Origin of the sequence: Saccharopolyspora cebuensis, from assembly GCF_039542665.1 — a bacterium.
Lineage (GTDB): Bacteria > Actinomycetota > Actinomycetes > Mycobacteriales > Pseudonocardiaceae > Saccharopolyspora > Saccharopolyspora cebuensis.
The window spans coordinates 29,466-50,185 of record NZ_BAABII010000017.1; the positions used below are offsets into that span (position 1 = coordinate 29,466).

The 20,720-nt window shown below is 72.2% G+C and carries 22 protein-coding genes; 11 read left to right on the plus strand and 11 right to left on the minus strand.

The window, feature by feature from the left end; all coding sequences use genetic code 11:
- Nucleotides 1–33: 33 nt before the first annotated feature.
- A complete protein-coding gene (locus ABD976_RS23860) occupies nucleotides 34–1,002 on the minus strand; it encodes a D-2-hydroxyacid dehydrogenase family protein (RefSeq protein WP_345367085.1) in 969 nt (322 codons plus the stop codon).
- A gap of 119 nt (nucleotides 1,003–1,121) precedes the next feature.
- Here ABD976_RS23860 and ABD976_RS23865 point away from each other — a divergent pair, with 119 nt between their 5' ends.
- Complete coding sequence (locus tag ABD976_RS23865) at nucleotides 1,122–1,892, plus strand: cupin domain-containing protein (RefSeq protein WP_345366955.1); 771 nt, start codon at nucleotides 1,122–1,124, stop codon at nucleotides 1,890–1,892.
- A gap of 641 nt (nucleotides 1,893–2,533) precedes the next feature.
- The gene (locus ABD976_RS23870) at nucleotides 2,534–3,082 is read left to right on the plus strand and encodes a hypothetical protein (protein WP_345366957.1); all 549 of its coding nucleotides are present in this window, start codon (nucleotides 2,534–2,536) and stop codon (nucleotides 3,080–3,082) included.
- Nucleotides 3,083–3,240: 158 nt separating this feature from the next.
- Here ABD976_RS23870 and ABD976_RS23875 read toward each other — a convergent pair whose 3' ends face one another.
- Together ABD976_RS23875 and ABD976_RS23880 are read right to left on the minus strand one after the other, a co-directional pair.
- A complete protein-coding gene (locus tag ABD976_RS23875; RefSeq protein WP_345366959.1) occupies nucleotides 3,241–3,654 on the minus strand; it encodes a universal stress protein in 414 nt (137 codons plus the stop codon).
- A 111-nt stretch (nucleotides 3,655–3,765) separates the two neighbouring features.
- Nucleotides 3,766–6,291, minus strand: a complete 2,526-nt coding sequence (locus ABD976_RS23880) for a DEAD/DEAH box helicase (RefSeq protein ID WP_345366961.1) — start codon at nucleotides 6,289–6,291, stop codon at nucleotides 3,766–3,768.
- Nucleotides 6,292–6,782: 491 nt separating this feature from the next.
- On the opposite strand from ABD976_RS23880, the gene ABD976_RS23885 reads away from it, so the two are divergent.
- The 5 genes from ABD976_RS23885 (at nucleotide 6,783) to ABD976_RS23905 (ending at nucleotide 12,753) form a co-directional block, all read left to right on the plus strand.
- Nucleotides 6,783–6,983, plus strand: a complete 201-nt coding sequence (locus tag ABD976_RS23885; RefSeq protein ID WP_345366963.1) for a hypothetical protein — start codon at nucleotides 6,783–6,785, stop codon at nucleotides 6,981–6,983.
- 359 nt (nucleotides 6,984–7,342) lie between these two features.
- Nucleotides 7,343–9,199 (plus strand): methylmalonyl-CoA mutase family protein, encoded by a 1,857-nt coding sequence (locus ABD976_RS23890; protein ID WP_345366965.1) that lies wholly within the window; start codon nucleotides 7,343–7,345, stop codon nucleotides 9,197–9,199.
- Complete coding sequence (gene scpA / locus ABD976_RS23895) at nucleotides 9,196–11,400, plus strand: methylmalonyl-CoA mutase (protein WP_345366967.1); 2,205 nt, start codon at nucleotides 9,196–9,198, stop codon at nucleotides 11,398–11,400. Before ABD976_RS23890 ends, scpA begins: the two co-directional genes overlap by 4 nt.
- Nucleotides 11,401–11,407: 7 nt before the next feature.
- Nucleotides 11,408–12,394, plus strand: a complete 987-nt coding sequence (gene meaB, locus ABD976_RS23900; RefSeq protein ID WP_345366969.1) for a methylmalonyl Co-A mutase-associated GTPase MeaB — start codon at nucleotides 11,408–11,410, stop codon at nucleotides 12,392–12,394.
- A 2-nt stretch (nucleotides 12,395–12,396) separates the two neighbouring features.
- Nucleotides 12,397–12,753, plus strand: a complete 357-nt coding sequence (locus ABD976_RS23905) for a GntR family transcriptional regulator (protein ID WP_345366971.1) — start codon at nucleotides 12,397–12,399, stop codon at nucleotides 12,751–12,753.
- A gap of 228 nt (nucleotides 12,754–12,981) precedes the next feature.
- On the opposite strand, the gene ABD976_RS23910 is transcribed toward ABD976_RS23905, so the two are convergent.
- Complete coding sequence (locus ABD976_RS23910; protein WP_345366973.1) at nucleotides 12,982–13,626, minus strand: DUF305 domain-containing protein; 645 nt, start codon at nucleotides 13,624–13,626, stop codon at nucleotides 12,982–12,984.
- Nucleotides 13,627–13,782: 156 nt separating this feature from the next.
- Here ABD976_RS23910 and ABD976_RS23915 point away from each other — a divergent pair, with 156 nt between their 5' ends.
- Nucleotides 13,783–15,234, plus strand: a complete 1,452-nt coding sequence (locus ABD976_RS23915; RefSeq protein ID WP_345367087.1) for an LVIVD repeat-containing protein — start codon at nucleotides 13,783–13,785, stop codon at nucleotides 15,232–15,234.
- A gap of 85 nt (nucleotides 15,235–15,319) precedes the next feature.
- Here the strand turns inward: ABD976_RS23915 and ABD976_RS23920 are convergent, their stop codons facing one another.
- From ABD976_RS23920 to ABD976_RS23940, 5 genes are all read right to left on the minus strand, one after another.
- Nucleotides 15,320–15,778 (minus strand): Imm1 family immunity protein, encoded by a 459-nt coding sequence (locus tag ABD976_RS23920; protein WP_345366975.1) that lies wholly within the window; start codon nucleotides 15,776–15,778, stop codon nucleotides 15,320–15,322.
- On the minus strand, nucleotides 15,775–16,524 hold the full coding sequence (locus tag ABD976_RS23925) for a DddA-like double-stranded DNA deaminase toxin (protein WP_345366977.1): 750 nt from the start codon (nucleotides 16,522–16,524) through the stop codon (nucleotides 15,775–15,777). The genes ABD976_RS23920 and ABD976_RS23925 overlap by 4 nt, the downstream gene beginning before the upstream one ends.
- 290 nt (nucleotides 16,525–16,814) lie before the next feature.
- Complete coding sequence (locus tag ABD976_RS23930) at nucleotides 16,815–17,429, minus strand: hypothetical protein (RefSeq protein WP_345366979.1); 615 nt, start codon at nucleotides 17,427–17,429, stop codon at nucleotides 16,815–16,817.
- Nucleotides 17,426–17,599 (minus strand): hypothetical protein, encoded by a 174-nt coding sequence (locus ABD976_RS23935; RefSeq protein ID WP_345366981.1) that lies wholly within the window; start codon nucleotides 17,597–17,599, stop codon nucleotides 17,426–17,428. The genes ABD976_RS23930 and ABD976_RS23935 overlap by 4 nt, the downstream gene beginning before the upstream one ends.
- Nucleotides 17,596–17,856: an HC3 family zinc finger protein gene (locus tag ABD976_RS23940; protein ID WP_345366983.1), complete on the minus strand. Its 261-nt coding sequence runs from the start codon at nucleotides 17,854–17,856 to the stop codon at nucleotides 17,596–17,598. Before ABD976_RS23940 ends, ABD976_RS23935 begins: the two co-directional genes overlap by 4 nt.
- Before the next feature lie 192 nt (nucleotides 17,857–18,048).
- Between ABD976_RS23940 and ABD976_RS23945 the strand changes: the two genes are divergently transcribed.
- Both ABD976_RS23945 and ABD976_RS23950 read left to right on the plus strand, forming a co-directional pair.
- Complete coding sequence (locus ABD976_RS23945; RefSeq protein ID WP_345366985.1) at nucleotides 18,049–18,864, plus strand: helix-turn-helix domain-containing protein; 816 nt, start codon at nucleotides 18,049–18,051, stop codon at nucleotides 18,862–18,864.
- Nucleotides 18,861–19,055, plus strand: coding sequence for a DUF397 domain-containing protein (locus tag ABD976_RS23950; protein ID WP_345366987.1), 195 nt, complete (start codon nucleotides 18,861–18,863; stop codon nucleotides 19,053–19,055). Before ABD976_RS23945 ends, ABD976_RS23950 begins: the two co-directional genes overlap by 4 nt.
- A 129-nt stretch (nucleotides 19,056–19,184) precedes the next feature.
- Here ABD976_RS23950 and ABD976_RS23955 read toward each other — a convergent pair whose 3' ends face one another.
- Entirely contained in the window at nucleotides 19,185–19,649 is a 465-nt protein-coding gene (locus tag ABD976_RS23955) for an Imm1 family immunity protein (protein ID WP_345366989.1), read from the minus strand.
- The gene (locus tag ABD976_RS23960; RefSeq protein WP_345366991.1) at nucleotides 19,646–20,395 is read right to left on the minus strand and encodes a DddA-like double-stranded DNA deaminase toxin; all 750 of its coding nucleotides are present in this window, start codon (nucleotides 20,393–20,395) and stop codon (nucleotides 19,646–19,648) included. Before ABD976_RS23960 ends, ABD976_RS23955 begins: the two co-directional genes overlap by 4 nt.
- Nucleotides 20,396–20,559: 164 nt before the next feature.
- On the opposite strand from ABD976_RS23960, the gene ABD976_RS23965 reads away from it, so the two are divergent.
- A complete protein-coding gene (locus ABD976_RS23965; protein WP_345366993.1) occupies nucleotides 20,560–20,706 on the plus strand; it encodes a hypothetical protein in 147 nt (48 codons plus the stop codon).
- The last annotated feature ends 14 nt before the right edge of the window (nucleotides 20,707–20,720 follow it).

Consider the following 20,720-nt stretch of genomic DNA (forward strand, 5'->3'; position numbering starts at 1 on the left):
CCTCTCGCGTCAAGAACGGATTTTCCGGAGGGCTCAGCCCGCCGTGAGCACCCGGATCGGCTCCCCGCGCAGGTAGGCGGCGATGTCCTCCGCGGTCTCGGCGTAGAACGACCGGTACGTCCCGTCGGTGACGTAGCCGAGGTGCGGGGTGAGCACGGTGCGCGGGGTGTCGCGCCACGGGTCGTCGGCGGGCAGCGGCTCCTGGCCGAAGACGTCGATCCCGGCACCGGCCAGCCGTCCCTCGTGCAACGCCCGGCGCAACGCCGCCTCGTCCACCACCGGACCGCGCGAGGTGTTGATCAGGTAGGCGGTCGGCCGCATCCGGGCCAGCTCGGCGGCACCGACCAGCCCGCGGGTCCGCTTGCTCAGCACGGTGTGGACGGTGAGCACGTCGGAGAGCTCGAACAGCTCCTCCTTGGTCACCCGCCGCGCCCCGGCCGCCGCCGCGGCCTCGTCGGTGAGGTTCTGGCTCCAGGCGATGACGTCCATCCCGAAGACCCGGCCGACCTGCGCGACCTGGGCGCCGAGCCGACCGAGCCCGAGCACGCCGAGGGTCCGGCCGGAGACCTCGACGCCGATCGTGCGCTGCCAGCCGCCGTCCCGGATCACCCGGTCCTCCAGGCCGATGTTGCGGGTGACCGCGAAGATCAGCCCCCAGGTCAGCTCGGCCGTCGGCGCCCAGGACCGGTCGGCGGCCACCGCCCCGCTGCCGGTGCCGGAGACCACCACCCCGCACTCCTCGGCGGCCCGCAGGTCGATCGAGGCGTTGCGCATCCCCGTGGTGACCAGCAACCGGAGGTTCGGCAACCGCTCCAGCACCGCCCGGGGGAACGCGGTCCGCTCGCGCATCGCGGCGACGACCTCGAACGGCTCCAGCCGCCGCACCAGCTCGTCGGGGTCGGCGATGTGCTCGTGCACGAATTCGACCTCGGCGTCCAGCGCGTCCCAGTCCGCGTAGTACCGCGCGACGTCCTGGTAGTCGTCCAGCACCGCGACCCGCACCGCCATGACGTTCTCCTTCCTCGACGACCCGGCCGATGGTAATCCGGTCGATCAACGCGGTTGCGCGGAGCGCGCCGAGGACCTGGTTCCGCGCCGGGGGCGCGGGAGAGGATGTCGGCATGACGAGCCTGCTGCACCTGATCCCGCTGAGCACCTTCCACGCCGACCGGGACGCGCCGATCAGCAGCGCGAGCCTGGCCGACGAGGGCTTCGTGCACTGCTCGCCGGACCCGGACACCACGCTGGCGGTGGCCAACGCGCTGTACCGGGAGGTCGAGGGCCCGGTGGTCGCGCTCGAACTCGACGCCGACGCGCTGTCGGCCCCGGTCCGCTGGGAGCAGGCCAGCCCGGCGTTGCCCGGGGTGCCCGGCGACGCGCTGTTCCCGCACGTCTACGGCCCGCTGGAGCGGGCGGCGGTGATCGACGTCCGGTACGCGCGGCGGGACACCGCGGGCGGGTTCGTCGCCCTGGAGACGCGCAGCCGCACCGCCGAGGAGTTCGACCTGCTGCCGCACCCGGAGGGCGGCTGGTACCGGCGGACCTGGGAGAGCCCGGTCCAGGTGGACGCGCCGGGCGGGCGGCGCCCGTCGGCCACCGCGATCCACTACCTGCTGCCGTCGGGCCAGCGATCGAGCTGGCACGCGGTGGCCTCCGACGAGCTGTGGCTGTGGCACCGCGGCGGGCCGCTGACCCTGCACCTGGGCGGTCGCGGGCAGCGCCCGGACGACGAGCCGGAGACCACCGTCCTCGGCGCCGGCGCCGGGCAGCGGCCGCAGGTGCTGGTCCCGGCCGGGACCTGGCAGTCGGCCACCGCCTCGGCGACGGTGGAATCGCTGGTCAGCTGCGTGGTCTCACCCGGTTTCGACTTCGCCGACTTCCGCGCGCTGTGAGCACCCCGCGCCATCGGCGGGGACGGCGCATCGCCCCCGGACCGCCGCGCTGCCAGCTCGGGCTCGGCGGGCGCAGCAGCAGCACGGCGCGGTCGGCAAGCGGCGCGCGGACCGGCCGGTGGACCTTCGGCAGGATCCGGCGGCGGGCGCGGCCGGACCCGACCAGCCGTCGTTCCACCCAGCACATTCCGAGCAGGGACACCAGGATCGCGCTGATCCCGATCGAAGCGGCCACTGCGAAACCGGACAGCGAATTGATCACCGGCACCACCTCCGCGGCGCACGTTGAACTCGATGGCAGGCTGGAGAAAGCTGGATCCGTCAGGTGATGTGCCCCTCGGCGCGTCGAAGCGCCCGCGGTTCACCGTAGGGCCACACCCGGTCGGGTGCTCGGCGTGTCGCCGCTGACTCACCCGTGTCAGTGACACTCCTCGGCACAGCCGCCGGTGTTCGGCTCACCACTGCCCGATCAGGCAAAACGCGTTCGACGGGCGGTACGATCGGAAGAAGGCTCCACGTCCGGTGTCGCGCTTCGGGGTGATCCGGGGCACGCCGGGCAACGACGAGGCGGACGCGTGCGTGCTGGTGTCGACCGGAGCCTGCCCGGGGCGTCCGGGCGCGCTCAGGGAGGTAACCAGGTCGTGAAGGGCTACGCGGTTCATCTGCTGTTCCACCTGCTGGCGGTGGTCGCGGGCGCGGGGATCGGCGTCGGCGCCGCGCTGTGGTGGACCGGTCAGCAGCCGTTCGCGCTGTGGCTGGCGATCGCCGCGCTCGTGTTCGGCGTCCTGCTCCTGGTGCTCCAGGGCCTGTTCCTCGCCCGCGGCGGGCAGCGGTCCCGGACCGCGCCGCGCCCCGCGCCGGGACCGGAGCTGCGCCGGGACGGCACCTCCACGGTGCCGCCGGAAGCAGCCCGGATGGCGCCCGTGCGCCCCTCCCCCGCTCCGCCCGCCCGGGACGGCGGCGTCCGAGCACCGGCCGAGGACCGGCCCGCACCGGACGGCGGCACCCGGACCTGGACCCCCGAGAACGAGCCCGCCCACGACGGCGGCACTCGGACCTGGTCCGCCGAGGAGGAGCCCGCCCACGACGGCGGGACGCTGCGCACGCCCGGCGAGGCCGACGACGGCACCCGCTCCCCGGCGATGGACCGGCTGAACCGGGAGTGGAACGAGCGGATCAAGCGGGGCTGAACCCCTCCCGCCCGCCGGTCAGCCGAGGAGTTTCCGCCGCCGTGCCAGTGGGCCGCGGTGGTCTCCTGGGCCCGGGATGCGCGGCGTGGTGTCGCTGGTGGCGGCCGGGATCCCGGTGCTCAGCGAGGCCGGGACGCCCTTCCCGCGCGGCCGCCGGCTCAGCGCACCACGATGACCGGGCAGTGCGCGTGCTGCACCAGCCGCATCGCCACCGAACCGACCATCATGCTGGTGAAGGCGCTGTGCCCCTTGTTGCCGACCGCCATCAGATCGGCCTGCTCGGAGAGCCGCACCAGTTCGTCGACGTCGTCGCCGCGGATCAGCCGGCCCTTGATGTCGACGTTCGGGTACTGCTCCCGGACCGGGCGCACGGCGGCGTCGAGGGTGCTCTGCGCGCGCTGCTTGAGCTCGCTGTCCGGGGTGGCCAGCCGGTAGCCGAACTGGACCGGCTGGTGCCAGACGGTGATCGCGTGCAGCACGCCGCCCACCTGGTCGACGTAGTCGGCCGCCCAGCGCAGGGCGTTGCCGGACTCGTCCGATCCATCCACTCCGGCGATGACGGTCTTCGGCATGGTCGACTCCCTCCGCGACACCTCGGTCGATCACGCGAAAGCCTAGGACAACCGCTCGGGAACCGCACCGGCCGACGCCCTCACCTGCACCGATGCTCGCGCGGAGCGGGCTCAGAGCTGGTCGACGGAGGTGACCTCCAGCGCCGCCGCGCCGAGCTCGTCGGACTCCGCCAGGTCGACCACGGCGCTGATGCCCCAGTCGTGGTCCCCGGCGGGGTCGTCGAAGATCTGCCGGACCACCCAGCGCCCCGGCTCCTCGGTGATCATCAGCAGCGCCGGGCCCCGGGCGTCGGCACCGGTGCCGATCTCGTCGTGCTCGTCGAAGTACTCCTCCAGCGCGTCGGCCCACTCGTCGGCGCCCCACCCGGAATCGGCGTCCAGGGCGCCGAGTTCCGCGTAGTTGCGCCGCGCCGCCAGCTCGACCCGCCGGAACAGCGCGTTGCGCACCTGCACCCGGAACGCGCGCCGGTTCGCGGTCACCCCGGCGGGCGCCGACGGCGGCGCCACCGCGACGGACTCGCCGTCGAGGTCCGGGTTGCGCAGCTTCTCCCACTCGTCGAGCAGGCTGGAGTCGACCTGGCGGACCAGCTCGCCCAGCCACTCGATGATGTCGGTGAGCTCCTCGGTCTTGGCGTCGTCGGGCACCGTGTGCCGCAGCGCCTTGTAGACGTCGGCGAGGTAGCGCAGCACCAGGCCCTCGGAGCGGGCCAGGCCGTAGTGGTTGACGAACTCGACGAAGTTCATCGCCCGCTCGTACATGTCGCGGGCCACCGACTTCGGCGACAGCTCGTGCTCGGCGACCCACGGGTGGCCCTTGCGGTAGGTCTCGTAGGCGGCTTCGAGGAGCTCGGCGAGCGGCTTGGGGTGGGTGACCTCCTCCAGCAGCTCCATCCGCTCGTCGTACTCGATGCCGTCGGCCTTCATCCGCGCGACGGCCTCGCCGCGGGCCTTGAACTGCTGCTGGGACAGCACCTGGCGCGGGTCGTCGAGCGTCGACTCGATCACCGACAGCAGGTCCAGCGGGTAGTCCGGGGAGTCGACGTCGAGCACCTCGATGGCGGCCAGCGCGAACGGCGACAGCGGCTGGTTCAGCGCGAAGTCGAACTGCAGGTCCACGGTGAGCCGCACCCGCCTGCCCTGCTCGTCGGGCTCGTCGAGCCGTTCCACCACGTCGGCGGCCAGCAGCGCCCGGTAGATCGCGATGGCGCGCAGGATGTGCCTGCGCTGCGCGGGCCGGTCCTCGTGGTTGTCGGTGAGCAGGTGCTTCATCGCCGCGAACGCGTCACCGGGCCGGTTGATCACGTTGAGCAGCATCGAGTGGCTGACCTTGAAGCTCGACGTCAGCTGCTCCGGCTGGGCCTCGACCAGCTTCTCGAAGGTCTTCTCGCTCCAGGACACGGTGCCCTCGGGCGGCTTCTTGCGGACCACCTTGCGCTTCTTCTTGGGGTCCTCCGCGGCCTTGGCCAGCGCCTTCTCGTTCTCGATCTCGTGCTCGGGGGCCTGCACCACGACGAACCCGGCGGTGTCGTAGCCCGCGCGCCCGGCCCGCCCGGCGATCTGGTGGAACTCGCGGGCCTTGAGGTGCCGGGTGCGCACGCCGTCGTACTTGGTCAGCCCGGTGAGCACCACCGTCCGGATCGGCACGTTGATGCCCACGCCGAGGGTGTCGGTGCCGCAGATGACCTTGAGCAGCCCGGCCTGCGCGAGCTGCTCGACCAGCCGCCGGTACTTCGGCAGCATCCCCGCGTGGTGCACCCCGATGCCGTGCCGCACCAGCCGGGACAGCGTCTTGCCGAACCCGGCGGTGAACCGGAAGTCGCCGATCGCCTCGGCGATCCGGTCGCGCTGCTCCCGGGAGGCGACCTTGACGCTCATCAGGGACTGGGCCTGCTCCAGCGCGGCGGCCTGGCTGAAGTGCACGACGTAGACCGGTGCCTGCTGCCCGCCCAGCAGCTCCTCGATGGTCTCGTGCAGCGCGGTCTTGGCGTAGCGGAAGCTCAGCGGGATCGGCCGCTCGGCGGAGGTGACCACCGCCGTGGCGCGGCCGGTGCGCCGGGTCAGGTCCTCCTGGAAGCCGCTGACGTCGCCCAGCGTGGCCGACATGAGCACGAACTGCGCCTTCGGCAGCTCCAGCAGCGGGACCTGCCACGCCCAGCCCCGGTCCGGCTCGGCGTAGAAGTGGAACTCGTCCATCACGACCTGGTCGACGTCGGCGCCCGCCCCGTCGCGCAGCGCGATGTTGGCCAGGATCTCCGCGGTGCAGCAGATGATCGGCGCGTCGGCGTTGACGCTGCTGTCCCCGGTCATCATGCCGACGTTGTCGGCGCCGAAGACGTCGACCAGCGAGAAGAACTTCTCCGAGACCAGCGCCTTGATCGGCGCCGTGTAGAAGCTGCGACCGCCCGAGGCCAGCGCGGTGAAGTGCGCCCCCGCCGCGACCAGGCTCTTGCCGGACCCGGTCGGGGTGCTGAGGACGACGTTCGCGCCGGTGACGACCTCCATCAGCGCTTCCTCCTGCGCCGGGTAGAGCGCGATGCCCTGCTCGGCGGTCCAGGCGGTGAAGGCCTCCAGCAGCGCGTCCGGATCGGCGCTGCCGGAAGTGGGGTCGGTGGGCGGGAGCTGCTCGGTGAGGTTCATCGTGCCCCCGATCGTCCCCGGTCAGCTCCGCCACCGACCACCCGGGGTGGTCAGGGCCACGCGCGGTTCGCGCCCGGCGGAACCGGAATTCCGCGCGGCCCCTCCCGGCCGCGAATGGGCGCCATTCCGCGGGCCCGCACGACCGGAACCGCCGTACGACCACAATCACCGGGCAACCGGAAATCATCCGGAAACGGATCACGGCACCGCGTTCGCGCATTCCACCGGAGCAACCCCGGGAGCGGCTGTTCGCGCTGCTCCGCGGCGTGCGGCGGAAAGCCGTTCGCGCTTTTGCGGAACCGCTCGGGAATCGGCACAATCCGCCGCCGAGAGCGGACGCGAAAGCACGGCACCGCCCATTCGGCAAGCCGATTTCCGCACTGTCGAGCGGCTTTCCGAACCTCTACACTTCATGGCCGGAAAACCCCCGCGCGTCCGGTGGCGGCGCGCCGGCGAACACCGGGACCACGACCAGCACCGGGAGGTGAGCGATGCCGAACCATCGCGTGCGCTTCGTGGGGGGACCGCTGGACGGGCGGGAGCAGTCCCTCCGGGAGACCGACGCCGTCGCGGGACGACTGCTCCGGCACATCCACCTGCACGACGGCCCGAAGATCGAAACCCACTACGAGCTGCACTACACCGCAGGCGGAGGATGGGTATACCAACTTCTAGGCCAGGATCGCGGATGAAGGTGTCCCACCATCAGGCAGTAGCGAACGCCAGCATCGTCAGGCACCCGCCAGCGCCACCGCCGTCAGGCAAGCGGCGAAGCCGCTTCCGCTTTGCTCCACGCACGCAGCTTGCACCGCCGCGGGTTCTCAGCGGTCTTCTCGCGAGGACGCCCTGACGCTGTGTACGTGGTTGGTACATGAGGAAGGGCGCCCGGAGCGAGAAGGCCGCTGAGGTTCCGCCACCCGCACCGCCACGCAAGAGGACCACCGCGGTTCGTGGGTGCTGCTGCTGGCAGCACCCCCTTAGGCACCCCTGCGACATGGCTCACAGCTTGGACCGGTTCCGCCCCGACTCCGCCCGCTTACCATCAGTGCTCATGGTGGCGCACTCGACGTCGAGCGGCGGCGGCCCGGACCTGGCGCTGGCCGCGGAATTCCCGGACCCCTCCCGCGAGCAGTGGCAGGAGCAGGTCGCGAAGGTGCTGCGGCGGTCGGGGCTCCTCGACGACGAGCACGCCGGTGCGCCGGAGGACGTGCTGGACTCCACGACCTACGACGGCATCCCGGTCCACCCGCTCTACACCAGCGCTCCGGCGGGCGCGGGTCTTCCGGGGCTGGCGCCGTTCGTGCGCGGCAGCCGCCCGGAGGGCGCCACCGCGGGCTGGGAGGTCCGGCAGCTGCACGCGCACCCCGACCCCGCCGAGACCCACCGCGAGGTCCTCGCCGACCTCGACGGCGGGGTGTCCTCGCTGTGGCTGCGGCTCGGCCCCGGCGGGCTGGCCGCGGACGACCTCGCCGACGTGCTGCACGGCGTCCACCTGGACATGATCAGCGTGGTGCTCGACGCGGGCCCCGACACCGCCCGCGCCGCCGAGGCGCTGCTGGCCGCGGCCGCCGAGCAGGGGGTGCCGACCGGCGCGCTGCGCGCCACCCTCGGCGCCGATCCGCTCGGCGAGCAGGCCAGGACCGGGACCGCGGGCGACCGCGAGGCCGCCACCGCGCTGGCCGCGCGCTGCACCGAGCACCCCGGGCTGCGGGCGCTGGTCGCCGACGGCCTGCCGTTCCACGACGCCGGGGGCTCGGACGCCCAGGAGCTCGGGTGCGCGCTGGCCGCGGGGACGACCTACCTGCGCTGGCTGACCGAGGCGGGACTGGACGTGGCGGCCGCGGCCGGGCAGCTGGAGTTCCGCTTCGCCGCGACCGCCGACCAGTTCCTCACCATCGCCAAGCTGCGCGCCGCCCGGCGGCTCTGGGAGCAGGTGACCCGGACCTGCGGTGTCCCGGAGGGGGCCCGCGGGCAGGTGCAGCACGCGGTGACCTCGGAGGCCATGCTCGCCCGGCGCGACCCGTGGGTGAACATGCTGCGCACGACGATCGCCGCCTTCGCCGCCGGGGTCGGCGGCGCCCAGGCGGTCACCGCGCTGCCCTTCGACGCCGCGCTCGGGCTGCCGGACACCACGGCCCGGCGCGTCGCGCGCAACACCCAGTCGCTGCTGCTGGAGGAGTCGCACCTCGCGCAGGTGATCGACCCGGCGGGCGGGTCCTGGTACGTGGAGTCGCTGACCGACGAGCTGGCCCGCGCCGGGTGGCGGTGGTTCCAGGAGATCGAGGCCGCCGGTGGTCTGCCCGCCGCCCTGGGCTCGGGCCTGGTCGCCGACCGGCTCGACGCCACCTGGCAGCGGCGGCGCAGCGCCGTGGCGCACCGCACCGACCCGCTCACCGGCGTCAGCGAGTTCCCGAACCTCGACGAGCCCCGGCTGCCGCGCGCCGCCGCCCCGGCGCGGCCCACCGGCGGCCTGCCCCGGCACCGCTACGCCGAGCCGTTCGAACGGCTCCGGGACGCCGCCGACGCCCACCCGGGCGGTCGGCCGTCGGTCTTCCTGGCCACCCTGGGCCCGCTGGCCGCGCACACCGCGCGCGCCGCCTTCACCCGCAACCTGCTCGCCGCCGGCGGGGTGGGCGCGACCGAGGCGGGACCCACCGGCACCGCCGACGAGGTGGTCGCCGCCTACCCCGGGACGCCGGTGGTGTGCTTGTGCGGCAGCGACGCGCTCTACGCCGAACGCGCCGAGGAGACCGCCCGGGCGCTGCGCGCGGCGGGCGCCGAGCACGTGCTGCTGGCGGGTCGGCCCGGTGACCCGCCGCCGGAGGGCGTCGACGGGTTCGTCTTCGCCGGATGCGACGCGCTGGCCGTCCTCGACGAGGTGCAGCGCCGGTTGGGAGTGGAAGCATGATCCCGAACTTCGCCGAGGTCCCGCTGGACCCGGTCGCCGACGCGCCGGAGGGGTCCGGCCGGTGGCACGAGGCGCTGCTGGCCGCCACCGGCAAGGAGGCCGACGCGCTGACCTGGGAGGCCCCCGAGGGCATCGGCATCAAGCCGCTCTACACCGCCGCGGACGTCGAGGGCCTGGACTTCCTGCGCACCTACCCGGGGCTGCCGCCGTTCCTGCGCGGGCCGTACCCGACGATGTACGTCAACCAGCCGTGGACCATCCGCCAGTACGCCGGGTTCTCCACCGCCGAGGAGTCCAACGCCTTCTACCGGCGCAACCTGGCCGCCGGGCAGAAGGGCCTGTCGGTGGCCTTCGACCTGGCCACCCACCGCGGTTACGACTCCGACCACCCGAGGGTCGGCGGCGACGTCGGCATGGCCGGGGTGGCGATCGACTCGATCCTGGACATGCGGCAGCTCTTCGACGGCATCCCGCTGGACCGGATGAGCGTGTCGATGACCATGAACGGCGCGGTGCTGCCGGTGATGGCGCTGTTCATCGTGGCGGCCGAGGAGCAGGGGGTGGCGCCGGAGAAGCTGGCCGGGACCATCCAGAACGACATCCTCAAGGAGTTCATGGTCCGCAACACCTACATCTACCCGCCGCAGCCGTCGATGCGGATCATCTCCGACATCTTCGCCTACACCTCGCAGCGGATGCCGAAGTTCAACTCGATCTCCATCTCCGGTTACCACATCCAGGAGGCGGGGGCCACGGCCGACCTGGAGCTGGCGTACACCCTGGCCGACGGGGTGGAGTACCTGCGCGCGGGCCGGCAGGCCGGGCTGGACATCGACTCGTTCGCGCCCCGGCTGTCGTTCTTCTGGGGCATCGGGATGAACTTCGCGATGGAGGTCGCCAAGCTGCGGGCCGCGCGGTTGCTGTGGGCCAAGCTGGTCAAGACCTTCGGGCCGGAGAACCCGAAGTCGCTGTCGCTGCGCACCCACTCGCAGACCTCCGGCTGGTCGCTGACCGCCCAGGACGTCTACAACAACGTGGTGCGCACCTGCGTCGAGGCGATGGCCGCCACCCAGGGCCACACCCAGTCGCTGCACACCAACGCCCTCGACGAAGCGCTCGCCCTGCCCACCGACTTCTCCGCCCGCATCGCCCGCAACACCCAGCTCGTGCTCCAGCAGGAGTCCGGGACCACCCGGGTGATCGACCCGTGGGGCGGCAGCTACTACCTGGAGCGGCTCACCCAGGACCTCGCCGAGCGCGCCTGGGCCCACCTCACCGAGGTGGAGGACGCGGGCGGCATGGCGCAGGCCATCGACGCGGGCATCCCCAAGCTGCGCATCGAGGAGGCCGCCGCCCGCACCCAGGCGCGCATCGACTCCGGCCGCCAGCCGCTCATCGGCGTCAACAAGTACCGGTTCGACGGCGACGAGGACCTGGAGGTGCTCAAGGTCGACAACGCCGACGTCCGCGCCCAGCAGCTCGACAAGCTGCGCCGGTTGCGCGCCGAACGCGACCCCCGGGCGTGCGAGGACGCGCTGCGCAGGCTCACCGGTGCCGCCGAGGCCGCGCTGTCCGACGAGCGGCCCGACGACCTGGCGCACAACCTGCTGACCCTGGCCGTGGACGCGGCGCGGGCGAAGGCCACCGTCGGGGAGATCTCCGACGCGCTGGAGAAGGTCTTCGGCCGCCACTCCGGGCAGATCCGTACGATCACCGGCGTGTACCGGGAGGAAGCCGGCGCCTCCGACTCGCTGGACCGCGCCCGCGCCGAGGTGGCGGAGTTCGCCGAGGCCGAGGGCCGCCGACCGCGCCTGCTGGTCGCCAAGATGGGCCAGGACGGCCACGACCGCGGGCAGAAGGTGATCGCCACCGCCTTCGCCGACCTCGGCTTCGACGTCGACGTGGGGCCGCTGTTCCAGACCCCCGCCGAGGTGGCCCGGCAGGCCGCCGAATCCGACGTGCACGTGGTCGGGGTGTCCAGCCTCGCCGCCGGGCACCTGACCCTGGTGCCCGCGCTCCGCGAGGAGCTGCGCGCGGTGGACCGCGAGGACATCATGGTCGTCGTCGGCGGGGTCATCCCCCCGGCCGATCACGACGCGCTCCGCGACGCCGGGGCCAGCGCGATCTTCCCGCCCGGCACCGTCATCGCCGACGCCGCGATCGGCCTGCTGGCGGAGCTGCGCGAGCGGCTGGACGGCTGAGGACCGCATGGGCCGCACCCCCGACGTCCGGCAGTACGCCGACGGCGTGCTCGCCGGGTCCCGCACCACGCTGGCGCGGGCGATCACCCTGGTGGAGTCGACCCGCGCGGACCACCGGGCGCTGGCCCGCGAACTCCTGGTCGAGCTGCTGCCGCGCAGCGGAGGCGCGCACCGGGTGGGCATCACCGGGGTGCCCGGGGTGGGCAAGTCGACGTTCATCGAGGCCCTGGGCACCACGCTCACCGCCGCCGGGCACCGGGTGGCGGTGCTGGCCGTCGACCCGTCCTCGACCCGCAGCGGCGGCAGCATCCTCGGCGACAAGACCCGGATGGGCGCGCTGGCGTCCGACCCGGGCGCCTTCGTCCGGCCGTCCCCGTCGGCGGGCACGCTCGGCGGGGTGGCCCGCGCGACCCGCGAGACGATCGTGCTGATGGAGGCCGCGGGGTTCGACGTCGTGCTGGTGGAGACCGTCGGCGTCGGACAGTCCGAGGTGACCGTGGCGGGCATGGTCGACTGCTTCCTGCTGCTGACCTTGGCCCGCACCGGCGATCAGCTCCAGGGCATCAAGAAGGGCGTGCTGGAGCTGGCCGACATCATCGCGGTGAACAAGGCCGACGGCGCGCACCGGGACGAGGCCCGCAAGGCGGCCCGCGAGCTCCGCGGTGCGCTGCGGCTGCTCACCCCGGTCAGCGCCGCCTGGCGGCCACCGGTGCTGACGTGCAGCGGGATGACCGGCGACGGGCTGGACTCGGTGTGGGAGCAGGTCGGGCAGCACCGCGCGACGCTGGACGAGGCGGGCGAGCTGGCGGCCAAGCGCAGCCGCCAGCGGGTCGAGTGGACCTGGGCGCTGGTCCGTGATCAACTGATGTCCGAACTCACCGGCCACCCCCGGGTGCGCGGCATCGTCGACGACGTCGAGGAGCGGGTCCGCGCGGGCGAGCTCACCGCGAGCCTGGCCGCCGAGCAGCTCCTCGACGCCTTCCGCCAGGGGTGACCATGCGACTCAGCGTCGACCCGGACTCGGACGTGGCGCCGTTCGAGCAGGTCCGGTCCGGCATCGCCGGGCAGATCAACGACGGCGCGCTGCCGGTGGGCGCCAAGCTGCCCACCGTCCGGGCGCTGGCCGCCGACCTCGGCATCGCCGCGAACACCGCGGCCAAGGCCTACCGGGAGCTGGAGCGCGCCGGGCTGATCGAGACCCGGGGCCGGGCGGGCACCTTCGTCGCCGCCACCGGCGACCGCAGCCGCGCCCGCGCGGCCGAGGCAGCGGCGGCCTACGCCCGCACCGCCCGCGACCTCGGCTTCGACCGCGACCAGGCCCTCGACATCGTCCGAGCAGCCCTCGACACCTGACGCCCCACCGCTCCCGAGCCGGGACACCGAACCTAGGCGACACCCAACCCGGGGACACCTGTTCGTGAGCTGAGTGAGGGGCACCCTTGTCCAAGTTACTGGGGCAAGGGGGCCCCTCACCCCGCAAAGTCACCCGGACGGGTTTTGAGTGAGGGGCACCCTGTACCCCGTCACTTGGTACAGGGTGCCCCTCACTCAGTTCACATCGTGGGACGGGTGGGGAGGTGGTCAGGGGAGCTCGTGGCGGAGGCGTTGCATGGTGGCGATTTCGTCGCGCTGGGTGACCAGGACGTCCTGGGCCATCGCGTGCACCTGGGGGTCGCGCCCCTCGGCGAGCAGGTCGGTCGCCATCGTCACGGCGCCTTCGTGGTGGGCGATCATGAGGTCCAGGAACAGGCGGTCGAACTCGGCGCCGTGCGCGGCGGCCAGCGCGGCGAGCTGCTCGGGGGTGGCCATGCCCGGCATGGCGGTGTGGCCTTCGTGGCCGTGGCCGTGGGTTTCGCCGGTGGGGTGTTCCGGGAGGGAGTGGGTCGCGAGCCAGCCCCGCATCGCGTCGATCTCCGGGCCCTGGGCCCCACCGATGCGTTCGGCCAGGGCGCGGACCTGCGGGTGCGCGGCGCGTTCCGGGGCCAGCGCGGTCATCTCCAGCGCCTGGCCGTGGTGGGCGATCATGTCCCGCAGGTAGTCGGCCTCCACCGCGACCGGGCGCGGCTCGGTCCGGGCGGGCACCTCCGCGCCGGTGACGACCTCGGGCCGGTCACCGGGTGCCCCGGGCAGCACGACCGGGGCGGGCTGCGGTTCGGGCTCCGCGGCGGCGCAGCCGGTGAGGGCGAGCGCCAGCGCGGCGGTGCCGAGCACGGACCGAAGGGGCATCGGATACTCCTCGCGACCGGGAAAAGCGCCCAACCAGCCGATTGGGCCCACGAACGCGGGACAGGATACTGATCGGCGGTGGTACGTGGGTACCGCTGTTCGCGCTCGCCCCGACACCGGGAAGCGCTGGACCTGGCGAATGTGGGGTGGGTGTCGTTGAATCCGAGTTCCAAGAGCAGGCGGGCGGCAGGGGTCCTGATCGGGATCGCACCGCTCGTGCTGGGCATGGCCCTGGCCACGCCGTCGGCGGCGACCCCGCCGAGCGACGGACCGGAGGTCGCCGCGAACCAGCCGGTGTCCGCGCAGGCATCGGCCTCCCGCGACGTGATCAGCAGTGACAACATCGAGCAGGTGGCGCACCTGCCGAAGCAGGCGCCGTTCGACACCGTCGACGCGGTGGGCACCGACATCGCCTTCCAGGGCGATCACGCATTCGTCGGCAACTACGACGGCTTCGTCGTCTACGACATCAAGCACCCGAAGAAGCCGCGGATCGTCAGCCAGGTGCTGTGCCCCGGCGGTCAGGGCGACGTGTCCATCTCGGGCGACCTGCTGTTCGTCTCCACCGACTACCCGCGCAGCAACGACACCTGCACCAGCGAGGCGACCGACTCGGCCGATCCGAACGGCTGGGAGGGCATGAAGGTCTTCGACGTCAGCGACCCGGCGAAGCCGCGCTACGTCTCCTCCATCCCCACCGCCTGCGGTTCGCACACCCACACGCTCGTGCCGGACAAGGCCGGCGAGTCGGTGTACCTCTACATCTCGTCCTACGGGCCGAGCGAGAAGTTCCCGAAGTGCCAGCCGCCGCACGACAAGATCTCGATCGTCGAGGTCCCGCTGGCCGACCCGGCGAACCCGGTGCTGGTCGACGCGCCGGTGCTGTTCCCGGACGGCGGGAACCCGGGCACGCCCACGGTCAGCCAGACCTCCGGCTGCCACGACATCACGGTGTTCCCGGAGAAGGACCTCGCCGCCGGTGCCTGCATGGGTGACGGCGTGCTGTTCGACATCAGCGACCGGACCGCGCCGCGGGTGATCAACCAGGTCCGCGACGACGAGAACTTCGCGTTCTGGCACAGCGCCACCTTCAACAACGACGGCAGCAAGGTCGTGTTCACCGACGAGCTCGGTGGTGGCGCGGCGGCGACCTGCAACGCGGAGACCGGCCCGCAGCGCGGCGCCAACGGCGTCTACGACATCGTCGGCAGCGGTGCGGACGCGAAGCTGGAGTTCCGCTCCTACTACAAGATCCCGCGCCACCAGGCCGACACCGAGAACTGCGTGGCGCACAACGGTTCGCTGATCCCGGTCGAGGGCCGCGACATCATGGTCCAGGCCTGGTACCAGGGCGGCGTGTCGGTGTGGGACTTCACCGACTCCGAGAACCCGCACGAGATCGGCTTCTTCGACCGCACGACCTTCGACGAGGGCGCGTTGCAGCTCGCCGGTTCGTGGTCGGCGTACTACTACAACGGCCACATCTACTCCAGCGGCATCCAGGAAGGACTGGACGTGCTGGACATCCGGGACCACCGGACCAACCCGGCCAAGAAGGTCCGCTTCGAGGAGTTCAACCCGCAGACCCAACCGGTCTACGGCCGCTGATCCGCTGACGACGAACGGCCCCGCCACCCCGGCGGGGCCGTTCGTCCGTCCGAAGTGGACCAGTCACCGGCCGGTGCCGTGCGGCCTAGTACCAGTAGCCGGGCTGCCACTGCACGCACGTCGGCCGCGCCCCCGTCCGGGCGTACTCGGCGACGGCCTCGCGCACCTGGTCCAGCGGCAGCGACGCCGAAGGCGGGAAGTCGGCCCCCTCCGGGTCGAAGATGAGCGCGGGCGCATGGTTGGGCGCATCCGGGTTGTACGAATCCACCAGGCGACCGTCCGGCGCGCCCGGATGCATGTAGTTCAACGCGCCCCAGCCCCGATCACGGTAGGCAGTGATCCGCAGCCGCCCCCGCGGGAATTCATGGACGCTGCCGTCGTGGCTCTGCCTGCACGGCCGATCCCACACGTACACCTGTGCGAACTGAATCGGCGCCTCGTTGATGATGGCCTCGACCAGTTCGGCAACCTCCCCCGGTTCCCGGGCGTAGCGGAACTCCCTGCCGAGGATGCCCGTCACCACGGGCATGATCGTCGTAGTCATGGTCTGGCCTTCCCGTGGATTTCGATGGGCTGGTCTCGGCCGGGCTCCCACACTGCCAGCACCGACCCGAGAGGCAGGATCGCGGCGACCGCCGCTTGACAGTTGTAGTCACCTGTGCACATGCCATTGTTCAGGACGGCTACCCCGTAGGTCTGCCCTGTTTCCTTCATCCTTTGGGCGTACTTCGCTTCGACGTGCAGCATGACGCCAGGGCCGCCGCGGTCGTCGATCGGCGGGAACACGTCGGAGTTGTGCAGGCCGAGCCGCACCCGCTCGGAGATCTCCTCGCGCCCGCTGATGATCCGAATCTCATGGCCATCACGGTCGTACACGATCCCGCTCGTCTGGCCGATTCCGCCGTCGCGCTTTGGAAGCCGCTCGCGGACGGCGTCGATCCATGACCGGTCGCGGGCGGCATCGGTCGGCACCTTCCCCGTGGTCGACGGGTGCGACGCGCTCGGCGGTGTCCGCTCGACGGCCTCGGTGACTTCGAGGCCGGCGCGGTAGGCGGTGACGGCGTCGATCACGTGCGCGAGCAACTGCCACGCCCGCAGCATCTCCGCGCCGCCGACCGCGTAGTTCTGCAGCGCGTCGAGCGCCTCGGGATCGTGGGTGCCGTCGAGCAGCCACAGCGGCGCTTCGGCCTCGGCGTGCCGGTCCTGCGCCATCAGCAGCGCCTCGCGGGCGCGGCCGAGCATCCCCTCGATCGCCCCGAGCCTGCGGGCCAAGTCCTCGATCGCCGACACGTGGTGTCCTCTCCCCAGGAGCACGGTAGCCGCTGCTCCGGCCACGAATGGTGAACAGCGGCCACCGTCGATATCGGGTATCTGCCTGCACCCCGCGCCGCTGCCACTGGTCCGGGTCCTGCATCACGGTCTCCTGCCTGGCCGGTCTCACCTCCTCTCGCGGGGTGGCCGATCAGCGAGCCGCGTCTGGGGTGGATGGCCGACCGGCGCCCGGGGCGCCGGTGGGGCCGGTCGGCCGCGGCTCACCGCTGGGGACGGGGCATCCAGCGGTGATCCGAGCAGGTGCCGCGCTACGCGCAGCGGCCGGGGCGGGTACGCTCGTCGCCGGTCCCCGGCAGATAGGTGCTGCCGGGGACCGCTCGTGTCGCGGCTTCGGCGTACGCCTCGATCAACCGGGGCAGCGGTCGGGTTTCCTGCATCGAGGCGGAAACCGCCCGGAACGGCGCCTCGGCCGGTGCAGGCGGGCCCGAGACCCGGAGCGCTTGGGCGAACCGGCGCGGCGTGCCGTCGATCGCCACGCACGAGCTGCACGGCACGTGCTCACCCGGGCAGATCACCCCGTCCAGGTCGTCAGCGTGCAACCACACCCCGCGCAACGGGTGCTCGCACACCGCCGCACCACCGCCGCGGCTCAGATGTACCCGCGTCTCCCGCGACGAGACCGCCCAACGGGCACCGCCCGAGCTCCGCACCGGAACCACCGGTTCCGGGCGCTGCCCGGCCAACCGCTCAGCGGGCACCGCCTCGCCGCACCTGCTGGCGCGGTGCCGCTCGACCGGCCCCACCCGCCGGGCGACCCCCAGCACGCCCACGACCACCAGCCAGCCCACGCCCGCCACCGGACCGCCCAGGAACGCGACGACACCGAGCACCAGGCCGACGACCAGCCACGCCCGGGCGCTCACGACCGCGCCCTCGGCGCCGAGCCGTGCGTGTCCTCGTGGGCCGACAGCTCGTCGAGGTCGTCGATTTCCTCGCCGCACCGGTAGCAGCTCCGCGTGAGCCGCGCCCGGTGCTCCTCCGGGGTCTCCCCCGGCCGCTGAGCCATGTGCGGCCGGAACGCGCCCCGGCTCACCGCGCACCTACCGTTTCGCCCTCGACGGTGACCGGGCGGTCGCCTGGCATCGGCACGCCCGCGATCTCGTGTGCCGCGACGTTGCAGGGCTCGCACGTGAACCAGAACCACGCCAGCTCGCCGCGATCGACGACGATCGTCGTGCCGCACAGCGTCTCGACTTCGGTGCCGTGGTCGCGGTTCTCGGCCAACGTCGCGTGCCGCTTCTCCGCGCCCGGCGTCCATTTGAACGGGTGCTGTTCGTGTCCGGAAGTCATACCCGCCGCCTCTCGGTGCCCTATAGTGACGATCTGCATCCGGGTCGCCCCATTCCGTATGGGGCTGCCCCAGAATGATGGGGCAGCCCCAGGCCAAGCAAGGCTCCTTTGGAGTGATCTCCACACCCCATCCGTGGCGCTATGGTCTGGGGCATGAGCGGAACACGGCCCGGGAGCCCACGCGCCCGTACGTTGGGCGCTGAACTGCGGAAAGCCCGCGAGGAGCAACGGATCAGCGTCCGCGAAGTGGGGCGACGGCTCGGCGTTGACCACACGTTCGTGACCCGGATCGAACGCGGAACGCGGACAGCTACCGCCGAAGACGTGGCCGCGATTGCCGTCGCACTCGGGCTGTCGACCGACGAACGTGAGCGCCTCGCCGCCCTCGCTCGCGAAGCCGACCAGTCAGATTGGTTGCGCGCCGGAACACCGGGAATTCATCAGGAACTTGTGACGCTGATCGAGTACGAGCGAACAGCGTCAGCGATCATCGAGGTGGCACCGCTGCTGATCCCTGGATTGGCGCAGACCGCGGACTTCGCACGCGCAGTCATGGTCGATCACCCGATCGGCGAGCGCGAGGCGCGCGTTGGAATGCGGACCGCCCGGCGCGAAATCCTCAGCCGTCGCGATGGGCCGACGTTCGAGGCCATCCTCATGGAGCGCGTTCTCGACGACGCGATCGCACCCGCGTCCGTGATGGCGGACCAGCTCCGGCACCTGGAGCAGCTCGGACGCCTGCCGAACGTCACCATTCGAGTCATTCCCGCCGACCTCGGACGCTGGACTCCCGCGCATTCCGGGCAGTTCCTCATGTTCGAGTTCTCGCGCGCCTCGCCGATCCTGCATCTCGAACACGTTGCGTCCGCAAGCTTCATCACAGCAGAATCCGCGATCGACACCTACAGGCAAGTCGTCGATACGCTACGTGAAACGGCGATGAGCCCGGACCAGACAACCAAGCTCATCGCCGCGAAAATAACTGAGTACGAGGAGAGCCTACCGTGACACAGCAGCCCGCAGGCTGGCGGAAGTCCAGCCGGTCGAGCAACCACACCGCCTGCGTCGAGGTCGGCCGGGTCGCCGAGGGTGCCGCCGTCCGCGACACCAAGGACCGGGCCGCCGGGTACTTCACCACCACCGGCCCCCAGTGGTCGGCGTTCCTCGGCGCCATCAAGACCGGCCGCTACGAAGGCTGAACCACGAACACGACGAACCCCCGTCCGGCGATCCGGGCGGGGGTTCCTCGCGCCCGCGGACCATCGACGCAGAGCCGGGAACCGGCCGCCTCGGTCCACGGCACGGGGCGCGTTCGTCGTTCCGCTGGTCTAGTACCAGTAGCCGGGCTGCCACTGCACGCACGTCGGCCGCGCCCCCGTCCGGGCGTACTCGGCGACGGCCTCGCGCACCTGGTCCAGCGGCAGCGATGCCGAGCGGGGGAAGTCGATGCCGCCCTCGTCGTCGAATGGCACGACCGGCGTGGTTTCGTCCGCAGCAGGGTTGAAGGAGTCGACCAGCGCGCCGTCCTCCCGGGTGCGGTGGACGTAGTTCAACGCACCCCACCCGAGGCCGGGTTCGCTGGTGACCCGCAGGCGTCCGTCCGGGAATGCCGGGCCGGTCGGCTCGCGGAATGACACGCACGGCCGGTCCCACACGTAGATTTCGCACGTTACCTGCGGCGGGGCCTCGACGATCTCACCGACCAGTGCCTCAACCTCGCCGGGCGTGCGCGCGTAGCGGAAGATGTGGTGGAACACGACCGTGATCACGGTCGTGGTGTCGATCGCTGTCATGGCCTGGCCTCTCCGTGGATCTCGACGGGCGACGTGGCTCCGGGCTCCCAGATGACGAGGGTGGAGCCGCGGGGCAGGATGGCGCGCGCCGACGCGCCGCACCCCGTTTTCAGGTTGCACACCGCGTTGTTGAGCACGATCACGCCGTAGGTCTGCCCGCTCTCGCGCATCATGGTGGCGTACTTGGTCTCGACATGGGTAACCATCGACGGCGGCCCCGCATCGCTGTAGGGGGTGAAGCTGTCCGAGTTGTGCAAGATCAGCCTTGCCCGCTCGGACACGTCTTCGATGCCGCTGACGAGGCGGTGCTCGTTGCCGTCGCGGTCGAAGACGATGCCCGTGGTCTGCCCCCGGCCGCCCGGCCGCTCGGGAAGCCGCTCGCGGACGGCGTCGATCCATGACCGGTCGCGGGCGGCATCGGTCGGCACCTTCCCCGTGGTCGACGGGTGCGAGGCGCTCGGCGGTGTCCGCTCGACGGCCTCGGTGACTTCGAGGCCGGCGCGGTAGGCGGTGACGGCGTCGATCACGGGCGTGAGCAACTGCCACGCGCGCAGCATCTCCGCGCCGCCGGCCGCGTAGTTCTGTAGCGCGTCGAGCGCCTCGGGATCGTGGGTGCCGTCGAGCAGCCACAGCGGCGCTTCGGCCTCGGCGTGCCGGTCCTGCGCCATCAGCAGCGCCTCGCGGGCGCGGCCGAGCATCCCCTCGATCGCCCCGAGCCTGCGGGCCAAGTCCTCGATCGCCGACACGTGGTGTCCTCTCCCCAGGAGCACGGTAGCCGCTGCTCCGGCCACGAATGGCGAACAGCGGCCACCGTCGATATCGGGTATCTGCCTGCACCCCGCGCCGCTGCCATTGGTCCGGGTCCTGCGTCACGGTCTCCTGCCTGGCCGGTCTCAGCTCCTCTCGCGGGGTGGCGGATCAGCGAGCCACGCCTGGGGGTGGATGGCCGACCGGCGCCCGGGGCGCCGGTCGGGGCGCCGCCGGGTACTTCACCACCACCGGCCCCCAGTGGTCGGCGTTCCTCGGCGACTTCGAGGCCGGCCGCTACGACGGCTGAACCACGAACGCGAA